21 protein-coding genes and 1 pseudogene are annotated in these 24707 nt (G+C 43.7%); 21 read left to right on the top strand and 1 reads right to left on the bottom strand.

Features of this window, described 5'->3' with window-relative positions:
• Positions 1-13 precede the first annotated feature (13 nt).
• The 19 genes and pseudogenes from FLK61_RS15895 (at position 14) to FLK61_RS15800 (ending at position 19417) form a co-directional block, all read left to right on the top strand.
• Positions 14-1369, top strand: coding sequence for an ATP-dependent helicase ComFA (locus FLK61_RS15895; protein ID WP_249777617.1), 1356 nt, complete (start codon positions 14-16; stop codon positions 1367-1369).
• On the top strand, positions 1366-2085 hold the full coding sequence (locus FLK61_RS15890; protein ID WP_176010342.1) for a ComFC family protein: 720 nt from the start codon (positions 1366-1368) through the stop codon (positions 2083-2085). The genes FLK61_RS15895 and FLK61_RS15890 overlap by 4 nt, the downstream gene beginning before the upstream one ends.
• Before the next feature lie 595 nt (positions 2086-2680).
• Positions 2681-3130, top strand: coding sequence for a TIGR03826 family flagellar region protein (locus tag FLK61_RS15885; RefSeq protein WP_176010341.1), 450 nt, complete (start codon positions 2681-2683; stop codon positions 3128-3130).
• A 1054-nt stretch (positions 3131-4184) separates the two neighbouring features.
• On the top strand, positions 4185-4442 hold the full coding sequence (flgM, locus tag FLK61_RS15880) for a flagellar biosynthesis anti-sigma factor FlgM (RefSeq protein ID WP_176010340.1): 258 nt from the start codon (positions 4185-4187) through the stop codon (positions 4440-4442).
• Between the two features lie 36 nt (positions 4443-4478).
• On the top strand, positions 4479-4973 hold the full coding sequence (locus FLK61_RS15875) for a flagellar protein FlgN (protein ID WP_176010339.1): 495 nt from the start codon (positions 4479-4481) through the stop codon (positions 4971-4973).
• A 51-nt stretch (positions 4974-5024) separates the two neighbouring features.
• Positions 5025-6653: a flagellar hook-associated protein FlgK gene (flgK, locus tag FLK61_RS15870; protein WP_176010338.1), complete on the top strand. Its 1629-nt coding sequence runs from the start codon at positions 5025-5027 to the stop codon at positions 6651-6653.
• Positions 6654-6665: 12 nt separating this feature from the next.
• The gene (gene flgL / locus FLK61_RS15865; RefSeq protein ID WP_176010337.1) at positions 6666-7904 is read left to right on the top strand and encodes a flagellar hook-associated protein FlgL; all 1239 of its coding nucleotides are present in this window, start codon (positions 6666-6668) and stop codon (positions 7902-7904) included.
• Positions 7905-7926: 22 nt separating this feature from the next.
• Positions 7927-8511 (top strand): DUF6470 family protein, encoded by a 585-nt coding sequence (locus FLK61_RS15860; protein ID WP_176010336.1) that lies wholly within the window; start codon positions 7927-7929, stop codon positions 8509-8511.
• Positions 8512-8590: 79 nt separating this feature from the next.
• Complete coding sequence (gene fliW / locus FLK61_RS15855) at positions 8591-9028, top strand: flagellar assembly protein FliW (RefSeq protein ID WP_176010335.1); 438 nt, start codon at positions 8591-8593, stop codon at positions 9026-9028.
• Position 9029: 1 nt separating this feature from the next.
• Positions 9030-9260, top strand: a complete 231-nt coding sequence (gene csrA / locus FLK61_RS15850) for a carbon storage regulator CsrA (RefSeq protein ID WP_176010334.1) — start codon at positions 9030-9032, stop codon at positions 9258-9260.
• A gap of 217 nt (positions 9261-9477) precedes the next feature.
• On the top strand, positions 9478-10182 hold the full coding sequence (locus FLK61_RS15845; protein WP_176010333.1) for a response regulator transcription factor: 705 nt from the start codon (positions 9478-9480) through the stop codon (positions 10180-10182).
• 573 nt (positions 10183-10755) lie between these two features.
• Positions 10756-11768, top strand: a pseudogene (locus FLK61_RS15840) (IS4 family transposase).
• 568 nt (positions 11769-12336) lie between these two features.
• Positions 12337-14088, top strand: coding sequence for a flagellin N-terminal helical domain-containing protein (locus tag FLK61_RS20260; RefSeq protein ID WP_176010332.1), 1752 nt, complete (start codon positions 12337-12339; stop codon positions 14086-14088).
• Between the two features lie 140 nt (positions 14089-14228).
• Positions 14229-14597, top strand: coding sequence for a DUF8042 domain-containing protein (locus FLK61_RS15830; protein WP_176010331.1), 369 nt, complete (start codon positions 14229-14231; stop codon positions 14595-14597).
• Between the two features lie 268 nt (positions 14598-14865).
• Positions 14866-15015, top strand: coding sequence for a carbon storage regulator (locus tag FLK61_RS15825; protein ID WP_176010330.1), 150 nt, complete (start codon positions 14866-14868; stop codon positions 15013-15015).
• Positions 15016-15150: 135 nt separating this feature from the next.
• Complete coding sequence (locus FLK61_RS15820; RefSeq protein ID WP_176010329.1) at positions 15151-15315, top strand: carbon storage regulator; 165 nt, start codon at positions 15151-15153, stop codon at positions 15313-15315.
• A gap of 194 nt (positions 15316-15509) precedes the next feature.
• Complete coding sequence (locus FLK61_RS20255) at positions 15510-17657, top strand: flagellin N-terminal helical domain-containing protein (RefSeq protein ID WP_283811861.1); 2148 nt, start codon at positions 15510-15512, stop codon at positions 17655-17657.
• Positions 17658-17755: 98 nt separating this feature from the next.
• Positions 17756-18367, top strand: coding sequence for a hypothetical protein (locus tag FLK61_RS15805; RefSeq protein WP_176010328.1), 612 nt, complete (start codon positions 17756-17758; stop codon positions 18365-18367).
• A 330-nt stretch (positions 18368-18697) separates the two neighbouring features.
• Positions 18698-19417 carry a copper amine oxidase N-terminal domain-containing protein gene (locus FLK61_RS15800; protein ID WP_176010327.1) on the top strand — a complete coding sequence of 240 codons (720 nt, stop codon included), beginning with the start codon at positions 18698-18700 and terminating at the stop codon, positions 19415-19417.
• A gap of 126 nt (positions 19418-19543) precedes the next feature.
• Here FLK61_RS15800 and FLK61_RS15795 read toward each other — a convergent pair whose 3' ends face one another.
• On the bottom strand, positions 19544-21733 hold the full coding sequence (locus tag FLK61_RS15795; RefSeq protein ID WP_176010326.1) for a 5'-nucleotidase C-terminal domain-containing protein: 2190 nt from the start codon (positions 21731-21733) through the stop codon (positions 19544-19546).
• 1268 nt (positions 21734-23001) lie between these two features.
• On the opposite strand from FLK61_RS15795, the gene FLK61_RS15790 reads away from it, so the two are divergent.
• Positions 23002-24132 carry a TRAP transporter substrate-binding protein gene (locus FLK61_RS15790; protein WP_249777616.1) on the top strand — a complete coding sequence of 377 codons (1131 nt, stop codon included), beginning with the start codon at positions 23002-23004 and terminating at the stop codon, positions 24130-24132.
• Positions 24133-24208: 76 nt separating this feature from the next.
• Positions 24209-24697: a TRAP transporter small permease gene (locus FLK61_RS15785; protein ID WP_249777615.1), complete on the top strand. Its 489-nt coding sequence runs from the start codon at positions 24209-24211 to the stop codon at positions 24695-24697.
• Positions 24698-24707 lie beyond the last annotated feature (10 nt).

Below are 24707 nucleotides of genomic sequence, written 5' to 3'. Positions count from 1 at the left end.
TGGAGGTTTTTTTATGTCCTTTTTATTCTTTGAGAAAATCATGCCGAAGTCCCTCAATGCTAGTAATTCCGTACAAATGCACATGCGCCGCCTGCTCGTGGATGAGCTTCGTGCATTATTTTCTGACCCGGAGATCGCTTTTATGATACAAGAGAAGTGGATTGTTCCTACTGCCTCCTTTCATGAAGGGCGTTGCACGCGCTGTAACAGCACCCGCACGCAGCAAACCCCACGCTGCGGCCGATGCCACAGCCCGTGCCTTTATTGCCGAGACTGCCTTCAAATGGGACGTAACGTAGCCTGTACGCCACTCTACCACTCTACCTATGTCCATCCAGGCTGCGACGCCACCCTCCAGTTTCACGGCGAGTTTTCGCCCGCCCAAAACGAGGCGGCCCAAAAGCTCGTCTCGTTCTACGAGGAAGGCGTCACAGAGAGCCTCCTCCACGCCGTCTGTGGCGCTGGCAAAACGGAGATGCTGTTTCCCGTCATCGAGAGGGCACTAAGAGACGGTCCTGTTTTGGTGGCAACCCCACGCCGGGACGTCGTCACCGAGCTCGCTCCGCGACTCCAAGACGCCTTCCCGTCAGTAACAGTTCGTGCGTTCCACGGTGGCCTCGACGAAGACGCACGCTACGCCCCGTGCGACATCGCCGTCGCCACCACGCACCAGGCGCTTCGCTTCTTTAACGCCTTCGCCCTCGTCATCATCGACGAAGTCGACGCGTTCCCATTTACAGTCGATCGCAAGTTGACGTATGCCGTCCAAAAAGCGCGCCGTGCTGACGGACGCACCGCGCTCGTAACCGCGACGCCTTCCTCCGGACAGCGTCGCACAAAACACAAAGCCACTGTCCCAAGGCGCTATCACGGGCACGACCTCCCCGTGCCAGCTTTTTACTGGTCCGGCAACTGGCAAAAACGCCTGCCCATCCGGCTCCTGCTCGCGATTCGCGAAAAAGCCGCGAAACACGAGCCCACCTTCGTCTTCGTCCCGCACATCGACGATCTCTACCTAGTCGAAGCAAAGCTCCGCGCGTTCGATGCGACGCTCCGCGTCGGCACCGTCCACTCGGCGGAGCCAGACCGCGCGGACCGTGTCGCGGCTTTTCGCGCCGGCGACCTCGACGTGCTCGTGACAACGACAATCTTAGAACGAGGCGTGACCGTCCCACGCGCCCACGCCTACGTTCTCGGAGCTGATTCCGGTCTTTTCACGTCGTCAGCCCTCATACAAATCGCAGGCCGCGTCGGACGACACGTTGACTTCCCGACAGGCGACGTCCACTTTTACCACCATGGCAAAACGGCCGCCATGGTCGAAGCACAAAAGGATATCAAGGCACTTAACGCCGGAGGTGGCCTATGAATTGGCGAACCTTACTAGAGCTAGATGCAGCATGCCTCTTTTGTCAAAACACGTACAAGGAAGATGCCACGTGGAGGAGCATTCTCGGGATAGAGGGGGCGTCCGAGCTTTGTCCGGCGTGCCGGAAGAAGCTCCACCCGCTCCAAGCCGGGTGCGCGGTCTGCCAGCACCCAGTGGGAGCGGACACCGTTACTTGCCCGGATTGTAAGCGTCACCCGGAGATCGACTTTATCCAGCGCTCTCTCTACCCGTACGACGATTTTATGCAGGAGATCATCAGCACCTTCAAGTACCGCGGCGATGCCGTGCTCGCGACTCTATTTAGCCCAAAGCTCGCTAAGCTCGCAAAAACGCTCGGCCCATTTGACCTCCACGTGCCCATCCCACTCCACCACGCCCGCGAGTGGGAGCGCGGCTTTAATCAGGCGGAGCTACTAGGCGCCGACCTGCCACTCACACACGTCCTCTCAAGGCCCGAGGCGACGCGCAAAAAGAGTAAGCTCACGCGCGATGAGCGCCACGCCCAAAAGACTCTTTTCTCGGTGGAAACAAAGGTGGACGGTGCGCGCATTTTGTTAATCGACGATATCTACACCACGGGAGCCACATTCCGTTCAGCGGCCTCGGTCCTCTATGCAAACGGCGCCCGCTCCGTACGAGGAGTAACCGTAGCCAGAGCGATCATGCGGAATATGGGGGAACAGAGCGGCAAGTAGGTTTAGGTAAGGAGTTGCTTTTAGGGGTGTGGGGCACATAACTAGATAGAATTACTAGGGCAAGTCCATAACTTGGGGGCGAGGAACATAACTAGCTCGAGAAACAGCTAGAAGTCCATAACTTTGGAGCAAGGAACATAACTTTGCAATGGGGAACATAACTTCTGGATAAGGCACATAAAATCCATATAAGGAACATAACTTTAAAATGTGGCACATAACTAGATTGGATTAAAGCATGAAGTCCATAACTTGGTAACGAGGCACATAAATTTGCAATTAGGAACATAAAATTCATTTAAGGCACATAACTCCAAAATGCGGAACATACATTCACGTAAAATGAATTTAAAATCAAATTCTCTATTTTATTCCCCAACTAGCACGAGGGAGTTACGCTTAAACTTTCATTATTTTACGCGCACACGGTAATAATCCTTTATTAAATTAGGTAAAAGTTTCTTCATATCGGATAGTATCATGATTTTCTTAAAGGAATTAGGAAAATATCGAAAATTCATAAGTCAAAAGTCTTCACATTCCCGTGAAAAATGTCGATAATAGAGGTAATAGACATTGTAGGGGGTAAATAGTCATGGCTGAACTGATGAATTGTCCAGTTTGCGACCGGCTTTTTGTAAAGGCGTTTCGTAGCGTGTGTGATCACTGTCATCGTGATGTAGAAGAAAAATTTCAGCGAGCGTACGCATTTATTCGGAAGCGTGAGAATCGTCGGGCAACGGTTGAGGAAATTCACCATGCGACGGATGTGGAAGAAGATCTCCTTTATCAATTTGTTCGTGAGGGACGTTTGCAGACGTCGAGCTTTCCTAACTTAACGTATCCGTGTGAGTCATGCGGCTCTGGAATTAGCGAGGGGCGTCTTTGCTCGAAGTGTAAAGGCAACATTACGGATGGTCTTGCCAGCGGAGAAAAAGAGAAAGCATTCCGCAATCGATTATCAGAGTCAGAAAAAGCAGAGGAACGCGAGCGTTATCGTACGTATCAGGCGTTGGATGGAGCGGTTAATAAAAAGAAGAAGTAGCGAAGTCTGCATGATGAGCTTTGATTTAAAGTACCAACTAGCTAATTAATTAGGACAGCTCTAGCGAGCTTTAGTTGATAAAGTGCCAACTAGTTTCGTTCGGTTTATTTACCAATTTAGGGTAAGTGGAGTCAGCTCTATGAACGCCCTACGACATTAGCATTGTCTGAATCTAAGCCTACTCGTCAGGTAGGAGTCGACTACCGTCTTTTCCTAAACGCCTTTCTGCGTGGTCTTAGCTCCAGCCTTGTCCTGCTAATTGTCTCCGAGAATTCTCCGAGTCTGCCTCCTCTTGAGCTTCTCAAGAGAATACAAAAGCAAATGCTTAGGTAAGATCAAGTGCAAGGTCAAAAACTAAACTTACTTAACTTAAAGAAATGCATAAGTAATAAAAGCTCGCCTACTTCTTTAGAAAAGAAGGGCGGGCTTTTATTCTTATATATGGTCATGTTAGCCACAGAAGTTACTATCACTGAACAGACATGCTGGCACTTAAGCATTTTGATTGGTTAAATATAATGATAACTGTATTCTATATAAAGACAGTACACCTCAGATGTACATGCATCACCTAATTCATTTACAAATTCGCACAACTCGCTCTCTTTTTAGCACCACGACCCACCATTTAAGCACTAACCAATTTAATTTAATCACATGCCCTCAAACCAAAAATTCTCTCTAATAGTACAAGCCATTCTTATGCCCTTTTTAAATCAAACGCAGAGCTGGCAGACCCGAAGGACATTCGGAGACAATCCATAGGAATAGGCAGGGCTTAAGACCACGCAGGAAGGCGTACTTTGCCTGACGAGTAGGCTTAAGAACTGACCCTATGGATGTCGTAGAGTGTCCGGAGGGCTGACAGCTCGGAGAGCGGATTTAAACTAGTTAGAACTTAGTCACTTTAGCTCTTCAAGCTAGAATACAAAAGAAATACAATTAGTCCTTAACATCTTTTCCCCCATAACCGATAATAGAATTAGAAGCATGGAAGCGGAGTAACGACTATCACGGATGTAGCAGTCGTATGAACAAAGGAGGTGCAGAAATCATGAAAATTAATCCAATGCATTCCGTTCAAGCGTATCGTAAGTTGCAAGAGGCACAAGAGCGAACGGACGGAGTAAAATCACAAAAAGCAGACAAACTTGAAATCTCTAGCGAAGCCAAAGAAATGGCCAAGTCACAGGAGGTGCTCGCTGCACGTTCGAAGCGAGTAGAGGAACTGAAAGACCAAGTGCAAAACGGCACGTATAAGGTCAATCATCAAACCGTAGCAAACAAGCTATACGATTTTTGGAATAACTAATAGGCAAAAGAGCTTAATGGGAGAGAGGTGGACTGTATGGAGCAACAATTTGTAACGGTATTCCAAGCGTTTGTGGTCGTACACCAGCGACTGAATGAGCAGGCGGCAGAGAAGGCGCAGATCATTAAAAATGGAGACATTAAAGCGCTTGATGAGCTGATCAAGAAAGAGACACCGCTTATTCATCAGCTACGTAAGCTTGAAAACACGCGGCAACAGCTCGTCTCAAACTGGCTCAACGAACGCGGTATTATTGCGGATGACGTCACAATGCAGACCATTATCCCAACGTTTTCAGACGAAACGCAAAAAAAGCTCAATCGCTTGCAGGAGCAATTGGTAGTGGAGATTACGACGCTAAAGGAGCAAAATGAAGTGAATCGCTCGCTACTCGAGGACTCGCTCAAGTTTGTTAATTTATCGCTCGATACGTTCCAGCCACAAAATCAATTTAACGACTATTCAAACGGACAGGCAGGCGATGATGATGGACCGGAGACAGGTCGCTCATTGTTTGACTCGAAGGCGTAAGACACGAATTCATACGGCGCGCTTGCGTCATTTAATAGGGGGAATACACGCATGCTTTCAACATTTAGTGGCTTAGAGACGATGCGTCGCGCGCTATTTACCAATCAGGTAGCGCTACAGACCGTCGGGCATAACATCGCAAACGCCAACACACCGGGCTATTCGCGTCAACGCGTGAACATGACGCAGACAGAGGCCTTTCCAAATCCAGCCTTCAACAAACCAGGAATTCCAGGGCAGCTAGGGACAGGTGTCCGCGCTGGAGAGATTGAGCGTGTGCGTGAGGCGTTTTTAGACCTTCAGTTTCGTGAAGAAAATCATAAGAACGGCTACTGGGGTGCGCGCCTTGATGCGTTAGAAAAGATGGAGGACATCTTAAACGAGCCTTCTGAAAGTAATATCGCTAAATCGATGGATCAGTTCTGGGGTTCGCTTCAGGATCTATCCGTTAACCCAGAAGATGACGGAGCTCGCTCCGTTGTGCGTCAAAGTGGGATTGCATTAGCAGAGACAGCTCGTGCTTCGTACGAGGCGATTGAAGCGATTCAGCGAGACTATCAGTCTCAAATTAAGGTGCAAGAGGACAGCATGAACTCCATCTTACGCCAAATCAATTCGTTGAACTTACAAATCGCATCCGTAGAGCCACACGGCTATTTACCAAACGACTTATACGACCAGCGTGATCTATTAGTAGACGAGCTATCTGGCTATATCAACATCGGCATTGAGCCAGTCGAGTCTGGCGGGATGGCAAAAGCTTCAGCTGCAGGAAAATACGATATTTATCTACTTGATGCACAAGGTAAGCGCATGGTAGATGGTAGCGGAGACCCAATTCGTTTAATTGATTCAAGTGAAAATAAGGCGTACGTGATTAGTTCGAACACAGCAACGAGTAGTGTTACAGGGAAAGACGCTGTTCGGTCAATTCAAATCACAGACCCAGCAGACGCAACGGCAAACGTAACAGTAGATTTTACAGACTTTTCTTCAAGAGGAAAGTACCAAGGAACGATTGAGTCGTTTGGGTATATTGCGAATCCAGGAGACGCTACAGCTGATTTTGTAGAAGCTGGTATCTTCTCTGATATGCTAAAAGAACTTGACGTGATGTTTAGCGCGTTCATCACAGAGTTTAATAATGTTCACTCAGATAACTGGTCACTTTCAGAAATTAACAACAATAATACAAAGGTTGGAATTGATTTCTTCTCGTTTGATACAACACTTAACAATAGTGGTGGGTACTTTGCTGGTATTACAAAGGACTTTAACATTTCACAGGCCATTCGTAATAGTCGCGATAATATCGCAGCGGCTGGACCAACTGGTCAAGCATTCGCAGGCGACGGATCAGGTGCCCTTCTGTTATCTGGCGTAAAGGATCGCACATTAGACTTCGGCGGCAACACGACAAACGTTCAAAGCTTCTATCAATCTGTGATCGGTGAGATGGCGGTTGATACGCGTGAGGCTCGTCGTTTAGAAAATAATACAGGACTTCTGCGTGATTCGGTTGATCAGAATCGTAAGGCAGTAAGCTCCGTTTCGTTAGATGAAGAGATGTCTTTAATGATCCAATTTCAGCACGCGTATAACGCGTCAGCACGTAATTTGACGGCAATTGATGAAATGCTCGACCGTATTATAAACGGTATGGGCGTCGTTGGCCGATAAAGGAGTAAGACGATGAGAGTAACGCAATCGATGATGGCCGCAAACTCCTTGCGCCACTTAAACAATAGCTATCAAAACCTAATTAAATATAACGACCAGCTGGCGACAGGTAAGAAGATTACGCGTGCGTCCCAGGATCCGGTTATTGCCATGAACGGCATGCGCTACCGCACACAGGTTGCGGAGACGGAGCAGTTTAAGCGTAACTTATCGGAGACATATAACTGGATGGAGTCTTCTGATGCCTCTTTAGGACAAACAACGTCTGCCCTTCAGCGAGTGCGTGAGCTGACGATTCAGGCTTCCAACGATACGTATGAAGCAACGCAGCGTGACAATATTTCGAAGGAAGTACGTCAGCTCATTGATCAGCTTGAGTCTTTAGGAAACCAACGTGTTAATAATAAATATATCTTTAACGGAACAAACACTACGAACCAGCCGATTACGGCAGGGGAGCTTGACCTAGGAATTGGGGCATTTGTAGAAGAGCTTGGGGATAATTTTGCTGGAGACTTTGATGGGGTAGATCAAGATCTGTTGAATGACTTCCGTACTGATTTCGAACAAAACGTCACCTTCAAAGGTGGCTCCTACGAACCGTTATCTCGTGAAGGAAATGTTGTTACATTCCAAAACACAACCCCAGGTAAAACTGGTGAAGTGTTAACCTTTATATTGGACGGCACAGATGTAGCGTCTATCACACATTCCAAGCCTGCGGTAAATGCAGCTGGAGAACCTGTACTTGATGTGAATGGCGACCCAACCTTGGATGTCACAAATGTCCAGGAGCGTCAGGTTGTGATTGGCAATAAGAGCGCGGTTTCGACCAACACGCAAAACGTGCAGTTTGAGCTACTTAAAGGCGTGAATGTGGATGTAAACGTGACGCCGCAGAACGTGTTTACGAACGAGATGTTTGGGGATTTGATTGCGCTTGAGAAGGCGTTGCAGGATCCGAATGTCACGGCACAGGAGCTAACGGAGATGATTGATGTAGTCGATCATCACATTAATAATACGGTAAATGAACGTGCAGAGCTTGGTGCTCGGACGAATCGCGTCGAGATGATTGATACACGCGTGCGTGAGCAGGAGGTTATTGCGAAGCGTATCATGTCCGATAACGAGGATGCGGACATTGAGAAGGTCATTACGGACTTGCTTGCGCAGGAGAACGTGCATCGTGCGGCGTTATCAGCGACGGGTCGGATTATCCAGCCTTCCTTACTCGACTTTTTACGTTAATTAAGAAGGGAGGGATTTGTCGATGCAGCTAGCGAAGCTTCAGATTACGCAGCAGCAGGCTAAGACAGGAATAAGCTCACACACTCCGACGCTCTCCATTAAACAGCGCCCGGCTGATATGTCGATTAGCCAGGAGCTAAGCGGGAATCTTTCGCTATCGACGACATTCTCTTCCATCACGATTGACCAGTCGCAGGCGTTTGCGGATGCAGGGCTTATTCCACCGCTACAGTCTGCGGATCAATTTATCTCCCGTGCGAAGCAACAGGCGTTATCCTACATAGCAGAAACGACGCAGCACGGCGAGATGTTAAAAAAAATAGAGAATGGCACGAATGCGATTCCCGCGATTGCTCGCGATAAAGGGGAGCGCGATACGTTCCAGTTTGGGTACGGAGCAGTTCCACGTGGCATGGACCGTGTGCGGATCAACCACACGCCGTCGGAGCTTACGGTTAGGAGCGACTGGCCAGATCCATCTATCTCGTTTAGACGCAATATGCCCGAGATTTCGATCCCACGCTGGGAGAGTCAGGTGTACCTTCAACAAAAGGAGAGCATTGCCTTTTCGGTAGTTTTAGGAAGCGCAGTGAATCAAATACTATAGGGGGTTGCCTATATTTTACAGGTAGCCCTGTTTTCGTGTGTTAAAAAGTGGTACAATTATATACAGAGGAGTGAGTAAGATGTTAGTACACACAAAATATACTGGTGAGATCGATGTAAACGAACAGGACGTCGTGACGTTTAAACAAGGCCTTCCAAGCTTTGAGACAGAAACAACGTTTGTACTCTTACCATTTGGAGAAGCTACTAGCCCATTTTTTATCCTACAATCTACAAAGACGGTTGAATTAGCATTTATTGTCATGAATCCGTTTACTTTCTTCCCGGACTATTCGGTCGAGCTATCTGATCAAACGATTGAGTCATTAGAGATCGAGAAAGATGAGGATGTCACGCTGTTTGTCATGCTTACACTAAAGGATTCTTGGGCAGACTCAACAGCTAATTTACGCGGACCGATCATTGTGAATCACGTCAATAGAACGGCTCGTCAAATCGCCAATCCAGCTTATACAACGAAGCACGAGCTTCCAACTCCTGTGAAGGGGGAAAAGTAGGATGCTTGTACTTTCTCGAAAGTTAAATGAATCGATTAAAATTGGTGACGATATCGAAATTACCGTGATAGGTATTGATGGTGATCAAATTAAGCTCGGAATTGATGCTCCGAGAAACGTGGATATACATCGAAAAGAGATCTATTTATCCATCCAAGAGGAAAATCAACAGGCCGCTAATGCGTCGTTGGACCTTCTCAAACAGTTTACAAATGAGACGAAAAAAAATTAGATAGTCTAAAAAATAGTGAATAATGAAAGAAAAGCACTAGATTATGAGAAACTAAGTAGGCTTATGTAGGTTTTTAATGGCTTAATTATAGTAATTTAGAATCATAATATGGTGTTTTTCTATTTTTAAGAAGAAGCATGTTAGAAAATCGAATCTTGTCGTATAATTTTCTAAGTTGTATTCTAAGAGAAGAGAGACAGGAAGGAGGAATCTAATCATGCAATTACTAGACACAGCAAACAATATAGCTACGAACGATAAGATCCTCATTATTGATCATGATAAGTATTTATCCACTCAGGCTGAGAAACGGCTTGCAGAAAGAATGCAAGGGCACGACCTGACGATCGATAAAGGAGGCAGCAAGTCACTAGATGAAGAAGCCGGATATATTTTTCTTTTTGTTGAACACAGCTCACTTGAAGCGGTGGAGTGGATTGAGAGTATGCTTAAACAAAAGAAGGACGGGACTTCTCTTTTAGTTATGACGGTAGGTAAACCGAGAGCTGCACTAATAAATCTGTTACACCAAGGCTTAGACGGCTTACTATCGTTACATTCTTTACTGACACGAGGGGATCGTATCGTGGAGCAGTTGACGCGTTACGGTGTATATTTAGAACAATCTATGCATAAGGACCTTGTTAAACAGCTACATGAAAGCAAGATGCGCGATCGTCCAATTAAAAAGCTTACACTGCGTGTAGAGGACGTAAAGCTGATCTTAACAAAGAACGAAATTTTTGTACTGCAACATATTCTAGATGGTCATAATAATCGCAAAATTGCGGAGCTTATGTTTTTAGCACCATCAACAATTAGTACAATTATTAGTCATTTGCTTAAGAAACTTGGAGCGAATGATCGCACAGATGCGATGGTAACTATCATCAAAAAAGGCTGGGTTGATGCAACGCGTTAATCCACTAGGTTTGGCTCGGAGCTTTTTTAGGTGATAGTTTCCGTGCATATGAAGTTGAACGTTAATAATAGATGCGCCTTCGTGCGCGTTGATTGTAGGGGCCATCGCTAGCCATGCGGTGGTTTTTTTTGTGTTTTTATTTTGGAGGTCAACATCAAAACCTTAAGGGCAAAACCTTAAGGGCAAAACCTCCCGGTTCCCCTGCGCTTTTTGGCGGACGCGTTCGGCAGGGCTACCTCGACTATTTCAGCCTCCGTATGTCGGCTGAAAGGATTCTCGGAAACGCTAAGTGCTCCTGCCTGAGTCGCCACCAAACGCTTCGGGGAACCGGGAGGTTGGTTTTATAGAACAGACCTTTTATTAAATAGTAGATTTCTTGAAACAAAACGAAGCAGGTAAATTAGGTTAACTACGTCTAAGCAGCAATTAAATCTCACTAATGTTGCATTAAAGTTTTAAATTTAATTTAATATTCTAAATATTCGTGAATCTTATTTATCGCAAACAAAAAGTCCTTTATAATGGATAAGTGAGGTGGGAACCCGTCTAAATCCACTAATAAAGGACCATCACATGACTAATCCTACACGAAGAACATCATTTGAGCAATGGGTTTCATCGATTAACTTTCCCTTATTAAATGAACTTGTCGAGTCTATGAATACCGACTATTATACAAAGAGACTAACGACAGAATCTCTGTTAAAACTTTTACTTTACTCGCAGCTTGAAGAGCTCGAAAGTCTTCATGAGGTTAGTGATCATCTTTTTAATGATGATCTCCAGCGAGAAATCGACCTCGATTCGATTAGTGTTTCGCAATTATCGCGGCGTCTGAACAACTTGAATCCAGATCTTTTTCAACGGCTTTTTCTTGATCTCGTGGCTCAGATACACGCAAAAACGCACTACACAAAGCTTATTATGCCCGTTATGATCATTGATTCTAGTACCTTACCGTTAAACCTAACCAATCATAAATGGGCATCGTTCCGGAAAACAAAATCCGGAGTGAAACTCCATTTGCGTCTCGTTTTTATGGAAAAAGGCATGTCTTATCCAGAAAAAGCGGCCCTTACACCAGCGAAAGAACATTACCGTGGTCAGTTAGAAGTCATGGTCGATGATAAAGAATGCATGTACGTGTTTGATCGTGGTTACCTTGACTACGAGCGCTTTGATCGGATGACATGGTCGTGATCGGAACATCTCATAATCGAGCCGAAAACTCCTTTCGCGTTATCAAAGTCGTTGACTCAAAAGGAAATGAGCTCTCTTTACTGACAAACCGCTTTGATTTAAATGCAGAAGAGATCTCGGAGATGTATAAGTCCCATTGGGCCATTAAGTTATTTTTCAAATGGATCAAGCAACATCTCAACATTAAAAAGTTCTATGGTCAGAGTGATAAGGCTATTTATAATCAGGTATTTATTGCGCTGATGGTCTATTGCCTTCATGTGCTTATTCAGCTCGAAACAGGTAGTCAACGAAAAACGCTACAAATTAGTCGTTATCTAAGAGCTGCGTTATGGAAGTCCACACGCTACTGGATACGTAAGATCAAAGGAAAAACGGTCCCCTAAGGGACTTCTCGTCGTAGTTGCACACGTGTAGATGTATATTTTTTTACAAATAGACGGACTCACCTTTAATGGGTTATTGTCTTTTTTTACTTTTTGGAGTAAAGGTGTTTAATCTGAATTTTCAGAACGTCAGCAATATGTTTTATGCAACACTAGTGATTAAATCTTTATAAGAAATTACCCGTTGTGAGAGATAATAGAGTAAAAAAACGTTGGAAAAGCTTATTTTAACTCTACACATTTTGATTAGTTATAAGAGGAGAATGTAAAATTTGGATGAATTTAATAGGTGTACACACAAGAAAAGACCTCTTTTTTCTATAACTAGAGTCATTTTCTCTATGCAAAAAGAAGTGGTTAAACATGGCGTGTAAGAAAAAACATATTTAAATAGTCTTATAAACTTTTTTAAGAAAGTACTAAACTTTTATTATATGTGTCCGATAAAAGAATCAGAGGAGTAAACGACCCCTTGGCGGCCGACTAGGATGCTTTACTCTTACTAAAATAATATAAATCCCATCACAAGGACGTGACAGGGATTAAAATCAGGGAGGATTTATTTGTTATGATTATCAATAATAACATTCCAGCGTTAAACACTCACCGTCAAATGGGCATCAACCAAGGCAACATGCAGTCTGCAATGGAGAAGCTTTCTTCTGGTCTTCGTATTAACCGTGCTGGGGACGATGCAGCTGGTCTTGCGATTTCTGAAAAAATGCGTGCGCAAATCAACGGTTTAGATCAAGCTAGCCGTAACGCACAAGATGGTATCTCTATGATCCAAACGGCTGAAGGTGCACTTGACGAAACTCACTCTATCCTTCAGCGTATGCGTGAGCTTGCTACACAAGCAGCAAACGACACAAACGTTGACGTAGATCGTGCTGAGATTCAGAAGGAAATGAACCAGTTAACTTCTGAAATCAACCGTATCGGTAACACGACTGAGTTCAACACTCGTACTTTAATGGATGGAAGCTTAGCTTCTGACTTTGAAGTTACTGCTGCTGTAACAACTGATCCAACTACAGTTGATGTAACGAAGGCAATTTCACAATCATTCACAGTTGGAGCGGAGCCAGTAAGCTGGGATAGTGGAGCTGCACAAGCAGACTTCGGAATTTCTATTGCTGGCGGAGAAGCAAGTAACGGATTTGATTTTGCAGATTTAGATGCTGCTGAGACAAACCAATTATCTATTACTCGTGATGGATCTAGCTTCACTATCGATTTTCAAGGTACGGATGCTAACGGTGAGACATTAACAATTAATGCAGACCAAATGGCATTTGATGCTTCTACAGGCACATATTCTTATGATAACCAAGGAATTTCTTTCTCTTTCACTGAAGCAGATGTTGCTGACTGGGAAGATGCAGAAGCAGTTACTATCAACCTTAACACAATCGGTACAGATGCTACTGGAACAGTAAATAGTGTTCCTGAAAATGTTGCATTAACTATTGGTGGTACTACAGGTGATGCAGCTGCAACTGTATCAGATGTTACAGTTGATGGGACTTCTTCCGCTATTTTGGATGGAGCAGATGAATTCTCATTCGATTGGGATGAAGATACTTCAACGTTCACAGCAACACTTTCAGCTGGAGGAACTGCTGTATCAACAACTGCTTTCTCTTTAGCTGCTGGTGAAACACTTAACTACAATGAGAACGGAATTTCGTTCACATTCGAAGCAACTGGTGATACTGCTGGAGACGGTACAATCGCTGGAACTTTCGCCCTTGAAACAGCAACAACACAGGTAACTACTGCACCAACTACTACAACTCCAGCAGTTACGGAAGATCGTTCTGTTACATTCCAGATCGGTGCTAACCAGAACCAGTCTCTAAGCCTATCTATTAGCGACATGCGTTCACAAGCACTTGGGATCAGTGGAACTGGTAATACTCTATCATTCGTTAACCGTAATGGTGACACAGAGACAATTAACCTAACTTCTACTGATGACGTAACAAACGGTACAAACAACACTGGCGTTGAGCGTGCTTTAGACGTATCTTCTTTTGAAAATGCGACGAAAGCAATCACAGTATTAAACAACGCAATTGAATCTGTATCTGCTGAGCGTTCAAAGCTAGGGGCTACTCAGAACCGTCTAGAGCACACTATTGCTAACCTAGACAACTCTTCTGAAAACTTACAAGCTGCGGAATCACGTATCCGTGACGTAGACATGGCAGCTGAGATGATGGAAATGACTCGTGCTAACATCCTTTCTCAAGCTTCTCAGTCTATGCTAGCTCAAGCTAACCAACAGCCACAGTCAGTACTTCAGCTACTAGGATAATAAGCAAATTTTACATGGCTCTGGACCCGTTCCAGAGCCTTTTTACATACTCTTTTGAGAAACCACGTAAACACCCTAAACATCGAGTAACAGATAACCGATGAAAAGAATAGAGACCAAAATAAGAGGAGACTACAACCATGGACAATACAGTAGAAGTAACGCAGCGCTCCGTCGCACTTGCCGAAACGATGCAAGAAGGCGTCGCTCATATAAAAAAATTGTTACAAGAAGGCAAATACGAACAAACAGTTTCGTTATTAGACGACATCGTTCAAGGATTCGCAAGCGTATCTGCTTCGATCAACCAAATCAAAGATGATATAGACACGGAAAATATTCGTGTTGCAGAAGCAAACCTACGTAACGGATTCGACGCAATCGTAACAGCATACGAAAGAAAAAACTATGGACAAGCTCAAGAGATCATTCAGTTTACACTTCAGCCAAAACTAAAGGCATGGCACGATGCAATGGAAGATAGCTTTAAGTCCTATTTAATTTCTTGAAAAAGTTTATAGAAGGACTAAACAATTGCTAAAGTCTGTCGATATTAGTAATAACATAAAGGATCACTCATGGACGAGTGGATGGATTGTGGTGAGCTCTCAGGAGGAGAGGTTCATTACGTCTATTCACTTGTCCTTTTTTGTCGAAAAGTAAGCAGGACTTTTTCCTATTTTTTTGCGGGACTTTCACCCATTTACAACCTTAAATATGGTATGATAACCAGGTGTTTATCCAAATACTAGTTAAGCAACCAAGGAGGGGCACCTATTGTTAGTAATAGGAAGAAAAGTGGGAGAGTCTGTTGTCATTGACGATAGAATTCGTGTTGAAGTCATCAAATCTCAGGACGGGAAATTGAGACTAGGCATTGAAGCGCCAAGGGACATAAAAATTGAGCGCGGATCCAGTTCAATATAAAGAACAATCACATAGTTTTCGCTTAAGGATGAGCAATTCCGTCGATGGCCGACTCTCAGGATGAGAGAAGACACCGGCAGATTTGCTTGTCCTTTTTTTTATATGCACGACCACACATGTCAAGGAGGAGATCACATGTTAGTAGTAGGAAGAAAGCCAGGAGAATATATCATGATCGACGATCGCATCAAGGTAAAGGTAGTAAAGAGCGAGGACGGACACCTTCGTCTCGCAATCGATGCACCACGCGAAGTACCAATCGTACGCGGCGAGCTTTTAGAAGCACAGCAAAAAGTATAAGAAGTTTTAATGCCATTCCGCTCACGGATGATCGGAATTAATCATGGATGATCGTATGAAAGAAGCGTTACAGCCAATCAGAATTGGCGCGCACTTCTGAACCTCTGTACTCTTCTTTCATGCAGTCAGCGAGTTACACACGGAAGTGTACTCACGTCAACAAAAACTAAAAAACACACGGAGGTAACAAAACTATGATTATCAACAATAACATTCCAGCGTTAAACACACACCGTCAAATGGGTATCAACCAAGGCAACATGCAGTCTGCAATGGAGAAGCTATCTTCAGGACTACGCATCAACCGCGCAGGAGACGACGCAGCAGGACTTGCGATTTCTGAGAAGATGAGAGCGCAGATAAATGGTTTAGATCAGTCTAGCCGTAACGCTCAAGATGGTATCTCTCTAATTCAGACAGCTGAAGGTGCCCTTGATGAGACTCATAACATTCTTCAAAGAATGCGTGAACTTGCAGTTCAGTCGGCGAACGATACGAATGTAGATGTAGATCGCGCAGAAATTCAAAAAGAAATTAACGAGTTAGCTGCAGAGATCACTCGAATTGCAGATACGACAGAATTCAACACTCAAAATCTATTAGGCGGAGATTTTAAAGGTACATTCCATATTGGAGCGAACCAAGGACAAAATATTGAACTTACTGTAAATGATATGAGTGCTGAAGCTCTAGGGGTCGTTTCGGATAGTATTAATATTGGGAGCAGTGGATCTGCTGTAACAGGTGTAAAAGCAGATCTAGGATTTAACTTAAATGGTGCCGAGTTAACGGCTGTAGAAGGTTCTGCTGTTGCTGCTAGCCTCTCTGCTAATGCTAGTGGTATTAACACAGCTGGTTTTGCTGAAGATATCGCTGTATTCTTTTCTGAAGGTGTAACTAATGCAGGCGGCGTAACATTTGATGGAGCAAATAATATAACACTCTCTGCAACCGGAGATATTCCTTGGGACAATATTGATGCTAGTACAGCTGGAACTATTGTTGTTGCAGCAGATGGCGATGATGTCACAGTATCAATTAACGTTACAGATAGTGATGGAAATATTTATAGTATTGAAGACACATTAATTGCAGATGAAGATGGAAATTTCTCTTACGATAACCATGGGGTCGGCTTTAGCCTATCAGCAGCTGACTTTGGTAATTTAGTTGGCAATGATGTTACTATAGATCTAACTGCGAAAGATGCTGCTGGAACTGATTTTACTGGGAATATTGACACAGCTAGCAATTGGGAGAGTATGACAGTTTCTCCTGGAGGTAGTGCAGCAACAATCGCTGGAGGTATTGAATTAGATGCGGCTAACCCTCAGTGGATTCCAGGAACAAATAATATCAATATTACTGGTGCTGGACTTGATGCGGGAAGTGGTTCAATTACAGTAACTATCGAAAATGCTGACGGCAGTGTTTCTGAAGATGTATTTACATTTGCAGATGCACAGACAGGTCAAACATTTACTTATGATAACCACGGTGTGACGTTCAGTATGGACATTAATGATGCAACAGCATTTGAATTTGATCAAGAAATCAATGTGATTGATGCTGCTGTTTCTGTTGGAAGTGAAGGCCCATTAGAGTTAACCGTCACAGATGCTTCTGGATCAACACAAGCACTTTCTGTTAACTTGGCAGAGGGGACATATAGTCTTGAGGAGATTGAGACAGCTATAAACGATGCAGCAGGATTCACTCTAGCATCTATCGAAAATGGGAATCTTGTATTAACTTCAGGTAATACTGGTGATGGATCTTCGGTTAATATTACAGATGTCGGTGGGTTTGGTAGTCTATTGTCCACTGGCGAAGCTAACGGAAGTGACACGAGCATTAGTCTTACATTGAGCAATGCAGAAGGAACAGAAATAGACTCAGCTGTAGTAGCTCCAGGAACTAACGAAGTTTCTTTTACTGATGCTAGTGGTAATCAAGCTACTTTCTCACTAAATTCTTCAAATGACTTAAGTAATATTGCCCGTGATTTTGCAGCTTCTGACTTTAACCGAGTTATTACTGGTATCGATGTTTCTTCTCAGGAAGAAGCTGATAAAGCGATCACAGCAATTAATAATGCTATCGAAACTGTATCTGCGCAACGATCTAACTTAGGTGCTGTTCAGAACCGTCTTGAGCACACAATTGCTAACCTAGACAACTCTTCTGAGAACCTGTCTGCTGCGGAGTCACGTATCCGTGACGTAGACATGGCTCGTGAAATGATGGAGATGACTCGTTCAAACATTCTTTCTCAAGCTTCTCAGTCAATGCTAGCACAGGCTAACCAACAGCCACAGTCAGTGCTTCAGTTATTGGGATAATAATTTAATCAAATTAATAAAGGCTCTAGCTCACGCTAGAGCCTTTATTATATATAGATTTTAATAAATATTGAATTTATCATAGAGGGGGGATTATATTGTTTCAATTAATGAAAAACTCTAAGATATTTGTGGTGATGGGACTTTTTTCTTCAATTGTAAATGGAATCTTAGTTATCGATGGATTTATATATCAGTTTATTAATGTTAATAGTATTCATGTTTTTTTATATACTATGTTAGTTTCTTTAATGTTATTAACATCGGTTCTAATATTTGAGCAGAATAAAATTATTAAAGGACTAAATGGCTCTGATATAGATAAATTAAAAGAGTTAAATAACACTTTGACTAGAAATGAAATAGAAAAATTTAGTGTTTTATTAGAGAGACGTCAAATGTTAATTGAACAATTAGAAACATTCCACTTTGTCTCTGAATACCACTTAAAAGACAGAATGAGAATATCGAATAAAAAAATTGAAAGAGCTAAAGCAGAATTCTTGAAGAGTCTATTAGAAATGATTTTTTTGTTGGAAAATCACGATATAAATCTTGCTAATAAAAATAGTAAATTAATTAATTTTAAAGTAGACAATAAGCATAACTCTAGAAGTGAAGTAGATAAAAATATAGAAAACCTTATGGATAAATGGGATAAATTTCATATTATACTCCAAAGGGAACAGCCCAATTTCTTGTGGAACTAAATTAAGACCAAGTACTTGGGGTATTCGATATTAAAATACAAGGTGTCTGGTACTTGTGAAGACCAGGTGCATGGTGTCACTTGTCGAATTCAGTCGTTATTTGTCTAATTTAAATTAATGATTTTTGGATTTCTATATACATAATGATCAGTATGTCTTCTAGTTTTGTGGGAGGTATGCGGTCTTTTTATCATCACTTGTTTCTATTAGAACGTTATATATAGAAAAATACCACGCAAATAGCATTGTTATAGAACTATTTATTGTAAATTCAAACAAACTAAAGTACGATACATCTATACATATTCCATACTGATCGGAGGAACCTATATGAAAAACCTAACGAAGCTTTTCATGGTGTTTGTTCTATTATTTAGTTCGGCAGTTACCTTATTTTCTTACCCGACGGGGAGTCAGGCTCGGGAGGTTGTGGAGTTGGATGGGGCGGAGCTTGTTGGGAATCGGACGCTGGTGCCGTTGCGTGCTATTTTTGAAGAGCTTGGAGCTGTGGTTGATTGGAATCAGGCGGCGAAGTCGGTTACGGCGTATAAGGGGAGTCAGCGTGTGTTTTTGACGATTGGGTCGAGGCATACGACGGTGAATGGGGAGCATGTGGTGATTGATGTGCCTGCGCAGGTGAGCGATGGGCGGACGCTTGTGCCGCTGCGTTTTGTGAGTGAGGCGCTTGGTGCTGATGTGCAGTGGAATGGTCAAAGTGCGACGGCGACGATTACGTCGGCGGAGAAAGTGATTCATGTGAAGGTTGGGAAGACGTCGAGGTATGAGGAACAGGCGTTGAATTTGGTGAAGAGGCATTTTGATTATGATCCGAGTGTCAATTATCGAGTAGAGCTACTTCATGGCACGCAATTTTATTTAATTGAAGCTAGAGTAGATTTTGGTAGTGGTATTCCATCATTGGTAGATGCATTTATTATTGTGCCTTCGATATATTCTGATAATCCTGTGATTCAGAATCAACTATACGAAGAAGACTTCGATGACTTCTGGTATACGGTTCAAATACTTCGCAGTGGAATTTTTGGATAGACGTTCACAAACAGTGTCGCTAACTATATGATAGTTGGTGACACTTTTTAAATTGACTAAGAAAAAACAAAAAAGGAACCACCCTCACTCACGAGGGCGGTTCCTTTCATTTATACAATTTACTTCTTACTCTCTACCTAAGTCCGTAATACGGCCTTCGATTACTGGAGAGATTGGGCTTTCAAGAGTTAGTAGGTGACGACGGAGTGTTTCCCAATCTGTTGATCCTACTAGCTGAACTCGTCCATCAGCTTCTGCTTCTGCGAAGACTGTGAAGCCATCGCCTCCGTTAGCTGTGAAGTCGTTTGTTGCTACGAAGTAGTTTTCGTTTAGATCAAGGTCCACATACTCACCATCAATCATTACTTCCATAGATACGACGCGATCGCCTACTTCGCGGTCGCTATCGAACGTAAAGCGCATGCCTGCAACGTGAAGGAATCCACCGCTTTCGTTTGGAGCGTTGTTTACAGAGTGCTCAAGTGCTTCTTTAATTTCAGCACCAGTAAGGTCCATGATAGATAGACGGTTACCGAAAGGCTGAACAGTGATGAGATCACCAATAGTTAGCTGTCCTGCTGCTAATGGAGCACGAATACCACCAGCATTTTGGAAAGCAATAACAGTTTCAGCATTTGCACGCTTCGCTTCAACAAGCATACCGTCTGTGATGACGTTACCTAGTCCAGTTTCATTAGAACGAACGCTGTCTAAAGAGTCGCCGCTTGAACGTGGGTTAGGGAAGTCAACAGCAGCTTCAACACCGATTTCCTCGCCACCAAATGCTTCTACTTCTTCTGTAAGTGGAGCAAGCATTGCTGCTGCTTCTGCATTCGCAGGGAAGCTGTCAACCTCATAGTGTTGTCCGCCAACGCGCTCGATGACACCGTTAGCGTCAAATCCAACACGTAGTTCACCTACAAGATTTCCGTACTCATTTGCTTGGACGATTACCGTTGGTTCCATTGGCTCGCCGTCCGCATTTTCTGTATAAACATCAGGAAGTACTGTGTCATGGCTGTGTCCACCAACGATAATATCAATTCCCTCAACGTTTTCAGCTAAAAGAATGTCGTTACCAAGGTTAGGGTTAGAGTCATAGCCTAAGTGAGTTAGCGCGATGATCTTGTCGATGCCAGCTGCTTCAAACTCGTCAACCATACGCTCCGCTTCTGCGATGTAGTCAGAGAAGAGAACGTCTACTGGGCTTGCGATTGTCGCTGTGCTTTCAGTCGTTAGACCGAAGATACCAACCTGCTCACCGTTTACTTCTTTAATAATGCCATCATAGATAGATCCAGCTTCAGCATCATCTGAGATGCCGCCAACCTGCATGTCACCTACGAATGGGTCTAGACTAAAGTCGACGTTAGACGCAACAACTGGGAAGTTAGCAGCCGCAAAGAATGCCGCAAGCTCTTCGTGTCCACCAGTCTCTGCGTTACCTAGATCAAATTCATGGTTACCAGGAACGAACGCGTCATAGTCCATCATATTCATAAACTCAACGGAGTCTAATCCTTGGAAAATGTTGAAATAAAGTGTTCCAGAGAAAATATCTCCAGCTTCTACTAAGAGAGCGTCTGGATAAGCTTGACGTGCACGGTCAACTGCCGTGATCATACGTGGATACTGCTCCACTCGGCTGTGTAGATCATTTGTATGAAGGACTTCTAAATCGAATAACTCAGGAAGGTCTAGCAACAGTGTTCTATGTAAAAATGTTGCGAACTCCCCACGTGTGACATCAGATTTTGCCATGTAATCAGATAGTTCTGTCGTAAGGTCGTAGTTTGCTAGAAGCTGTACATCCGCTTCGTGAGCTGGGTGAACGTCATCTAAGTTGATCGTTTCCATTGCTGGTTGATCAAGGTATTCTGCTAGATTGTACGCGCGAACGAGGATAGAAGCCATTTGCTCACGAGTAATTTGGTCTGTTGGATTAAACGATCCGTCAAATCCTAGAATGATTCCACGCTCATAAAGTGCTGCGATTTGAGATGCATATGGGCTTGAGCTATCGACATCATCAAACATATCGATTGCGTAGCTATCAGGGCTGTTTAGACCTAACGCACGTGCAATTAAAGCAGCCGCATGCTGACGCTCGATTCCTTGCTGTGGACGGAACGTACCATCCTCATATCCATTAATAATACCGTCAGCGCTTAATACGTTAACCGCTTCGTAGAAGAAGTTGCTCTCCTGAATATCGCTAAATGAATGAGTGTCCGCTTGTGCTGCCATCGGTGCACTTAAGACAAATGCTGCAGTAGCAGCAATCGCCGTCTTACGCTTAGAAAACCATGTTGACATACAATTACCTCCCCAAATAATTTGGCCTTACAGTCTTAATTTTAGGACTTGCTTAAGAAGGAAGTCAACAAAAAGAAGTAATAAAACAGAGAAACTTCAGAAAAATAACAAAAAATCTTTACAATCGTTCGATATTCTTTGACAATTTGTGCGCTAGAAGCCAGTTACTAGTAAGCAATGCTAGAATAGTATGGCATATTGCGCTTGCAATGTGAGTTGTATACTCGAAAAGTGGCTATCAATTTTCTACTAAATTGGTTAATGCAGCTCTCCGAGCTGTCAGCCCTTCGGACACTCTATGACATCCATAGGGCCGGTCTTTGAGCTTCCTCGTCGGCAGAGTTCGACTGTCGTCTCACTCTAAACGCCTTCTGCGGGATCTCAAAAACCTCTTTCCCCTATGGATTGTCTCCGAATGTCCTCCGGGTCTGCCAGCTCTGCGAGCGAGTTGATGAAGTGCTGCTTACTAAAGAGCTTCTTTCTATGTTAATTTGTAGCATGGCAGTTTGTTAAATAGAAAAAATGAACCGTATCAGGAATTATTGAACCGTGTGCAAGATTTATGAACGGTATGAGAAATTTATGAACCGTATTCTGGCTAAATGAACCGTATACAAAATTTATGAACCATAATCAACATCCATCTTCTTTTATATAGGGTTAAAAGGATCTTTGACTTAAACAGTAAATTTTATGACGAACTAGCACGTATATTGCTAGCACTTATTAACTCGCTCTATCAAAAGCAATTCAAAAACAGAATTTATAGAAGCTAGTCTACAAAAGCATGACTAAAAAACCTTCCAACAATAAATAAAGAAGGTTAAGCTACATATTCAACGTACCGAAGAGACCCGAAGCGGCGAGAGCGTACTACCAGTGTGGCACTAACGCGCAGCGAAAATCCTTTCGAGCGGCCGCTGGCCGATCGAAATAGTTGAGCAAGCAAACACAGGTAGTTGCGAACGACGCGCAGGGGACCGGAGGTCCCGCCCTTGAACTTGACCTTGAACTTGACCTTGACCTTACTCTCTTGACCTCCATCGTTCCAAAACTCCCAAACTTGTATGCGTTTACTCCCTTGCCCCGCATAGCTATGTCAGATTACTTGACGGATTTTTCTGAAAATTTTGTCGAAAGACATTGTTTGTTTAGACAGTTTTGATGTAATATTTGTAGTCTGAATAGACAAAGTACGACAAACGGAACTTCTGTACATTTAATGTATTACGAATAATCAAAAAATTAGCTAAGGGGAGGCAGTTTACATGAAAGGGAAAAAGTGGAGCTTATTCGCATTACTAGCATTAATCGCAATGGTCGTTTTGGCAGCGTGTGGAGGATCTAACGGAGGTAACAACGAGCCGGAAGAAGCGGGTGCGGAGGAGCCAACTAATGAAGCATCCAATGATGCAAACAACGAAGCAACAAATAACGAAGCCGCAACAGACGTTTCTTACGAAGAACTGACAATCACATTCAGTCACAACCAGCCAATCGAAAGTCCAGAGCACGTTGGAGCAGAGAAGTTTAAAGAGCTAGTGGAAGAGCAGTCAGGCGGAGCGATTACAGTGGACGTGTATCCTGCACAGCAGCTTGGTAACCTTCGGGAGCAAGTAGAAGGTACGCAAATTGGTGAAATTGATATTACGATGCAACCATCTGCGGTTATCTCACCGTTTGTGGATGACATTAAAGCCGTAGACTTACCTTACTTATGGCCAACGGATAAAGAGCAGATGTATGAAGTACAGGACAGTGAAGTAGGAGCTGAGCTTTTAGCTACGCTTGAAAACGGTGGGTTCCAAGGACTTGGCTACTGGCCTGGTGGATTTAAGCTATTTACGACAAACGGCATTGAAGTACATTCTCCAGAAGATTTTGAAGGGGTAACGATGCGTACGATGGAGTCACCAGTACTGCTTGCTCAATATGAAGGCTGGGGCGGAAATCCGATTCCGGTACCTTACTCTGAAGTATACAATGCGCTACAGCAAGGGATTGTAGATGGACAAGAGAATCCGTTACAAACGATTTTCTTAAATAATTATCATGAAGTGCAAGACACAGTGATCGAGAGTTATCATGGGTCGATGACGTATATCTTAATGGCAAATCAAGGCTGGTTCAATGGTCTTCCAGAGGAAACGCAGACGTTGATTCGTCAAGCAGAGGAAGAAGCGCGTATGGCGGCTCGTCAAGCACTGGAGGATACAGAGGATCAGTTCCGTGAAGACATTATTGCAACTGGTGTGAACTACTATGAGCTTACGGCAGAGGAAATTGATGCATTCCGTGAAGCATCGTTACCAATTCACGCAGCAGAATATAGCACACCGGAGCAACAGGAGCTATTAGAGAAGCTTTATCAGGAAATTGAAGCAGTAACCGGCGAATAGAATCGTTCGGGATAACGGAAGTGGGCTGTCAGTAACATCAAACGGCAGCCCATTCCTGTTTAAAGGGGGCGTAAAGGTGAAGACGTTAGCGAGAATTGAGGAAGCATTCATAGCAATTACATTGTTAGTCGTAACAACAGTTTTATTTGTAAACATTGTGCTTCGATATGGTTTTTCCGCGAACCGTTCCTGGGCGGAGGAGCTTATCAGGTACGGCATGATTTGGATCGCGTTTGTAGGTGGCGCTGTGTGCTTTAGGCGTGGAGCCCATGTAGGCGTCGATTTTATTCTCAGCTTTGTGAAGGGGAGAGGCCAACTTTTAATCGGAATTCTTGTTAATGTAGCGTCGATCATTTTTATGGGCTTTTTATTTAAATACGGAATGGATTTGATTATCTTTACTCAAGGAACGGGTCAAATCACGCCTTCGTTACAAATTCCACTCTTCTATATATACTTGGCTATTCCAGTTGGAGCGGCGCTGTCCATCATTCACCTTACTATTATGACGGTGCAGATGATGCGAACCGGAGAAGTACCAGCGACTCAAAATGTCGAATTATAAAGGGGCAAGC

It is taken from the genome of Paenalkalicoccus suaedae (assembly GCF_006965545.2).
GTDB classification, from domain to species: Bacteria; Bacillota; Bacilli; order Bacillales; family Salisediminibacteriaceae; genus Paenalkalicoccus; species Paenalkalicoccus suaedae.
The sequence above is the reverse complement of the archived record's forward strand: the minus strand, read 5'-3'. Positions and strand labels throughout refer to the sequence as shown.

What these genes read in the sequence shown, in the direction of transcription:
- FLK61_RS15895 (WP_249777617.1), top strand. Translation starts at nt 14, where the DNA reads ATGTCCTTTTTATTCTTTGAGAAAATCATGCCGAAGTCCCTCAATGCT.
- FLK61_RS15890 (WP_176010342.1), top strand. Translation starts at nt 1,366, where the DNA reads ATGAATTGGCGAACCTTACTAGAGCTAGATGCAGCATGCCTCTTTTGT.
- FLK61_RS15885 (WP_176010341.1), top strand. Translation starts at nt 2,681, where the DNA reads ATGGCTGAACTGATGAATTGTCCAGTTTGCGACCGGCTTTTTGTAAAG.
- flgM (WP_176010340.1), top strand. Translation starts at nt 4,185, where the DNA reads ATGAAAATTAATCCAATGCATTCCGTTCAAGCGTATCGTAAGTTGCAA.
- FLK61_RS15875 (WP_176010339.1), top strand. Translation starts at nt 4,479, where the DNA reads ATGGAGCAACAATTTGTAACGGTATTCCAAGCGTTTGTGGTCGTACAC.
- flgK (WP_176010338.1), top strand. Translation starts at nt 5,025, where the DNA reads ATGCTTTCAACATTTAGTGGCTTAGAGACGATGCGTCGCGCGCTATTT.
- flgL (WP_176010337.1), top strand. Translation starts at nt 6,666, where the DNA reads ATGAGAGTAACGCAATCGATGATGGCCGCAAACTCCTTGCGCCACTTA.
- FLK61_RS15860 (WP_176010336.1), top strand. Translation starts at nt 7,927, where the DNA reads ATGCAGCTAGCGAAGCTTCAGATTACGCAGCAGCAGGCTAAGACAGGA.
- fliW (WP_176010335.1), top strand. Translation starts at nt 8,591, where the DNA reads ATGTTAGTACACACAAAATATACTGGTGAGATCGATGTAAACGAACAG.
- csrA (WP_176010334.1), top strand. Translation starts at nt 9,030, where the DNA reads ATGCTTGTACTTTCTCGAAAGTTAAATGAATCGATTAAAATTGGTGAC.
- FLK61_RS15845 (WP_176010333.1), top strand. Translation starts at nt 9,478, where the DNA reads ATGCAATTACTAGACACAGCAAACAATATAGCTACGAACGATAAGATC.
- FLK61_RS20260 (WP_176010332.1), top strand. Translation starts at nt 12,337, where the DNA reads ATGATTATCAATAATAACATTCCAGCGTTAAACACTCACCGTCAAATG.
- FLK61_RS15830 (WP_176010331.1), top strand. Translation starts at nt 14,229, where the DNA reads ATGGACAATACAGTAGAAGTAACGCAGCGCTCCGTCGCACTTGCCGAA.
- FLK61_RS15820 (WP_176010329.1), top strand. Translation starts at nt 15,151, where the DNA reads ATGTTAGTAGTAGGAAGAAAGCCAGGAGAATATATCATGATCGACGAT.
- FLK61_RS20255 (WP_283811861.1), top strand. Translation starts at nt 15,510, where the DNA reads ATGATTATCAACAATAACATTCCAGCGTTAAACACACACCGTCAAATG.
- FLK61_RS15800 (WP_176010327.1), top strand. Translation starts at nt 18,698, where the DNA reads ATGAAAAACCTAACGAAGCTTTTCATGGTGTTTGTTCTATTATTTAGT.
- FLK61_RS15795 (WP_176010326.1), bottom strand. Translation starts at nt 21,733, where the DNA reads ATGTCAACATGGTTTTCTAAGCGTAAGACGGCGATTGCTGCTACTGCA.
- FLK61_RS15790 (WP_249777616.1), top strand. Translation starts at nt 23,002, where the DNA reads ATGAAAGGGAAAAAGTGGAGCTTATTCGCATTACTAGCATTAATCGCA.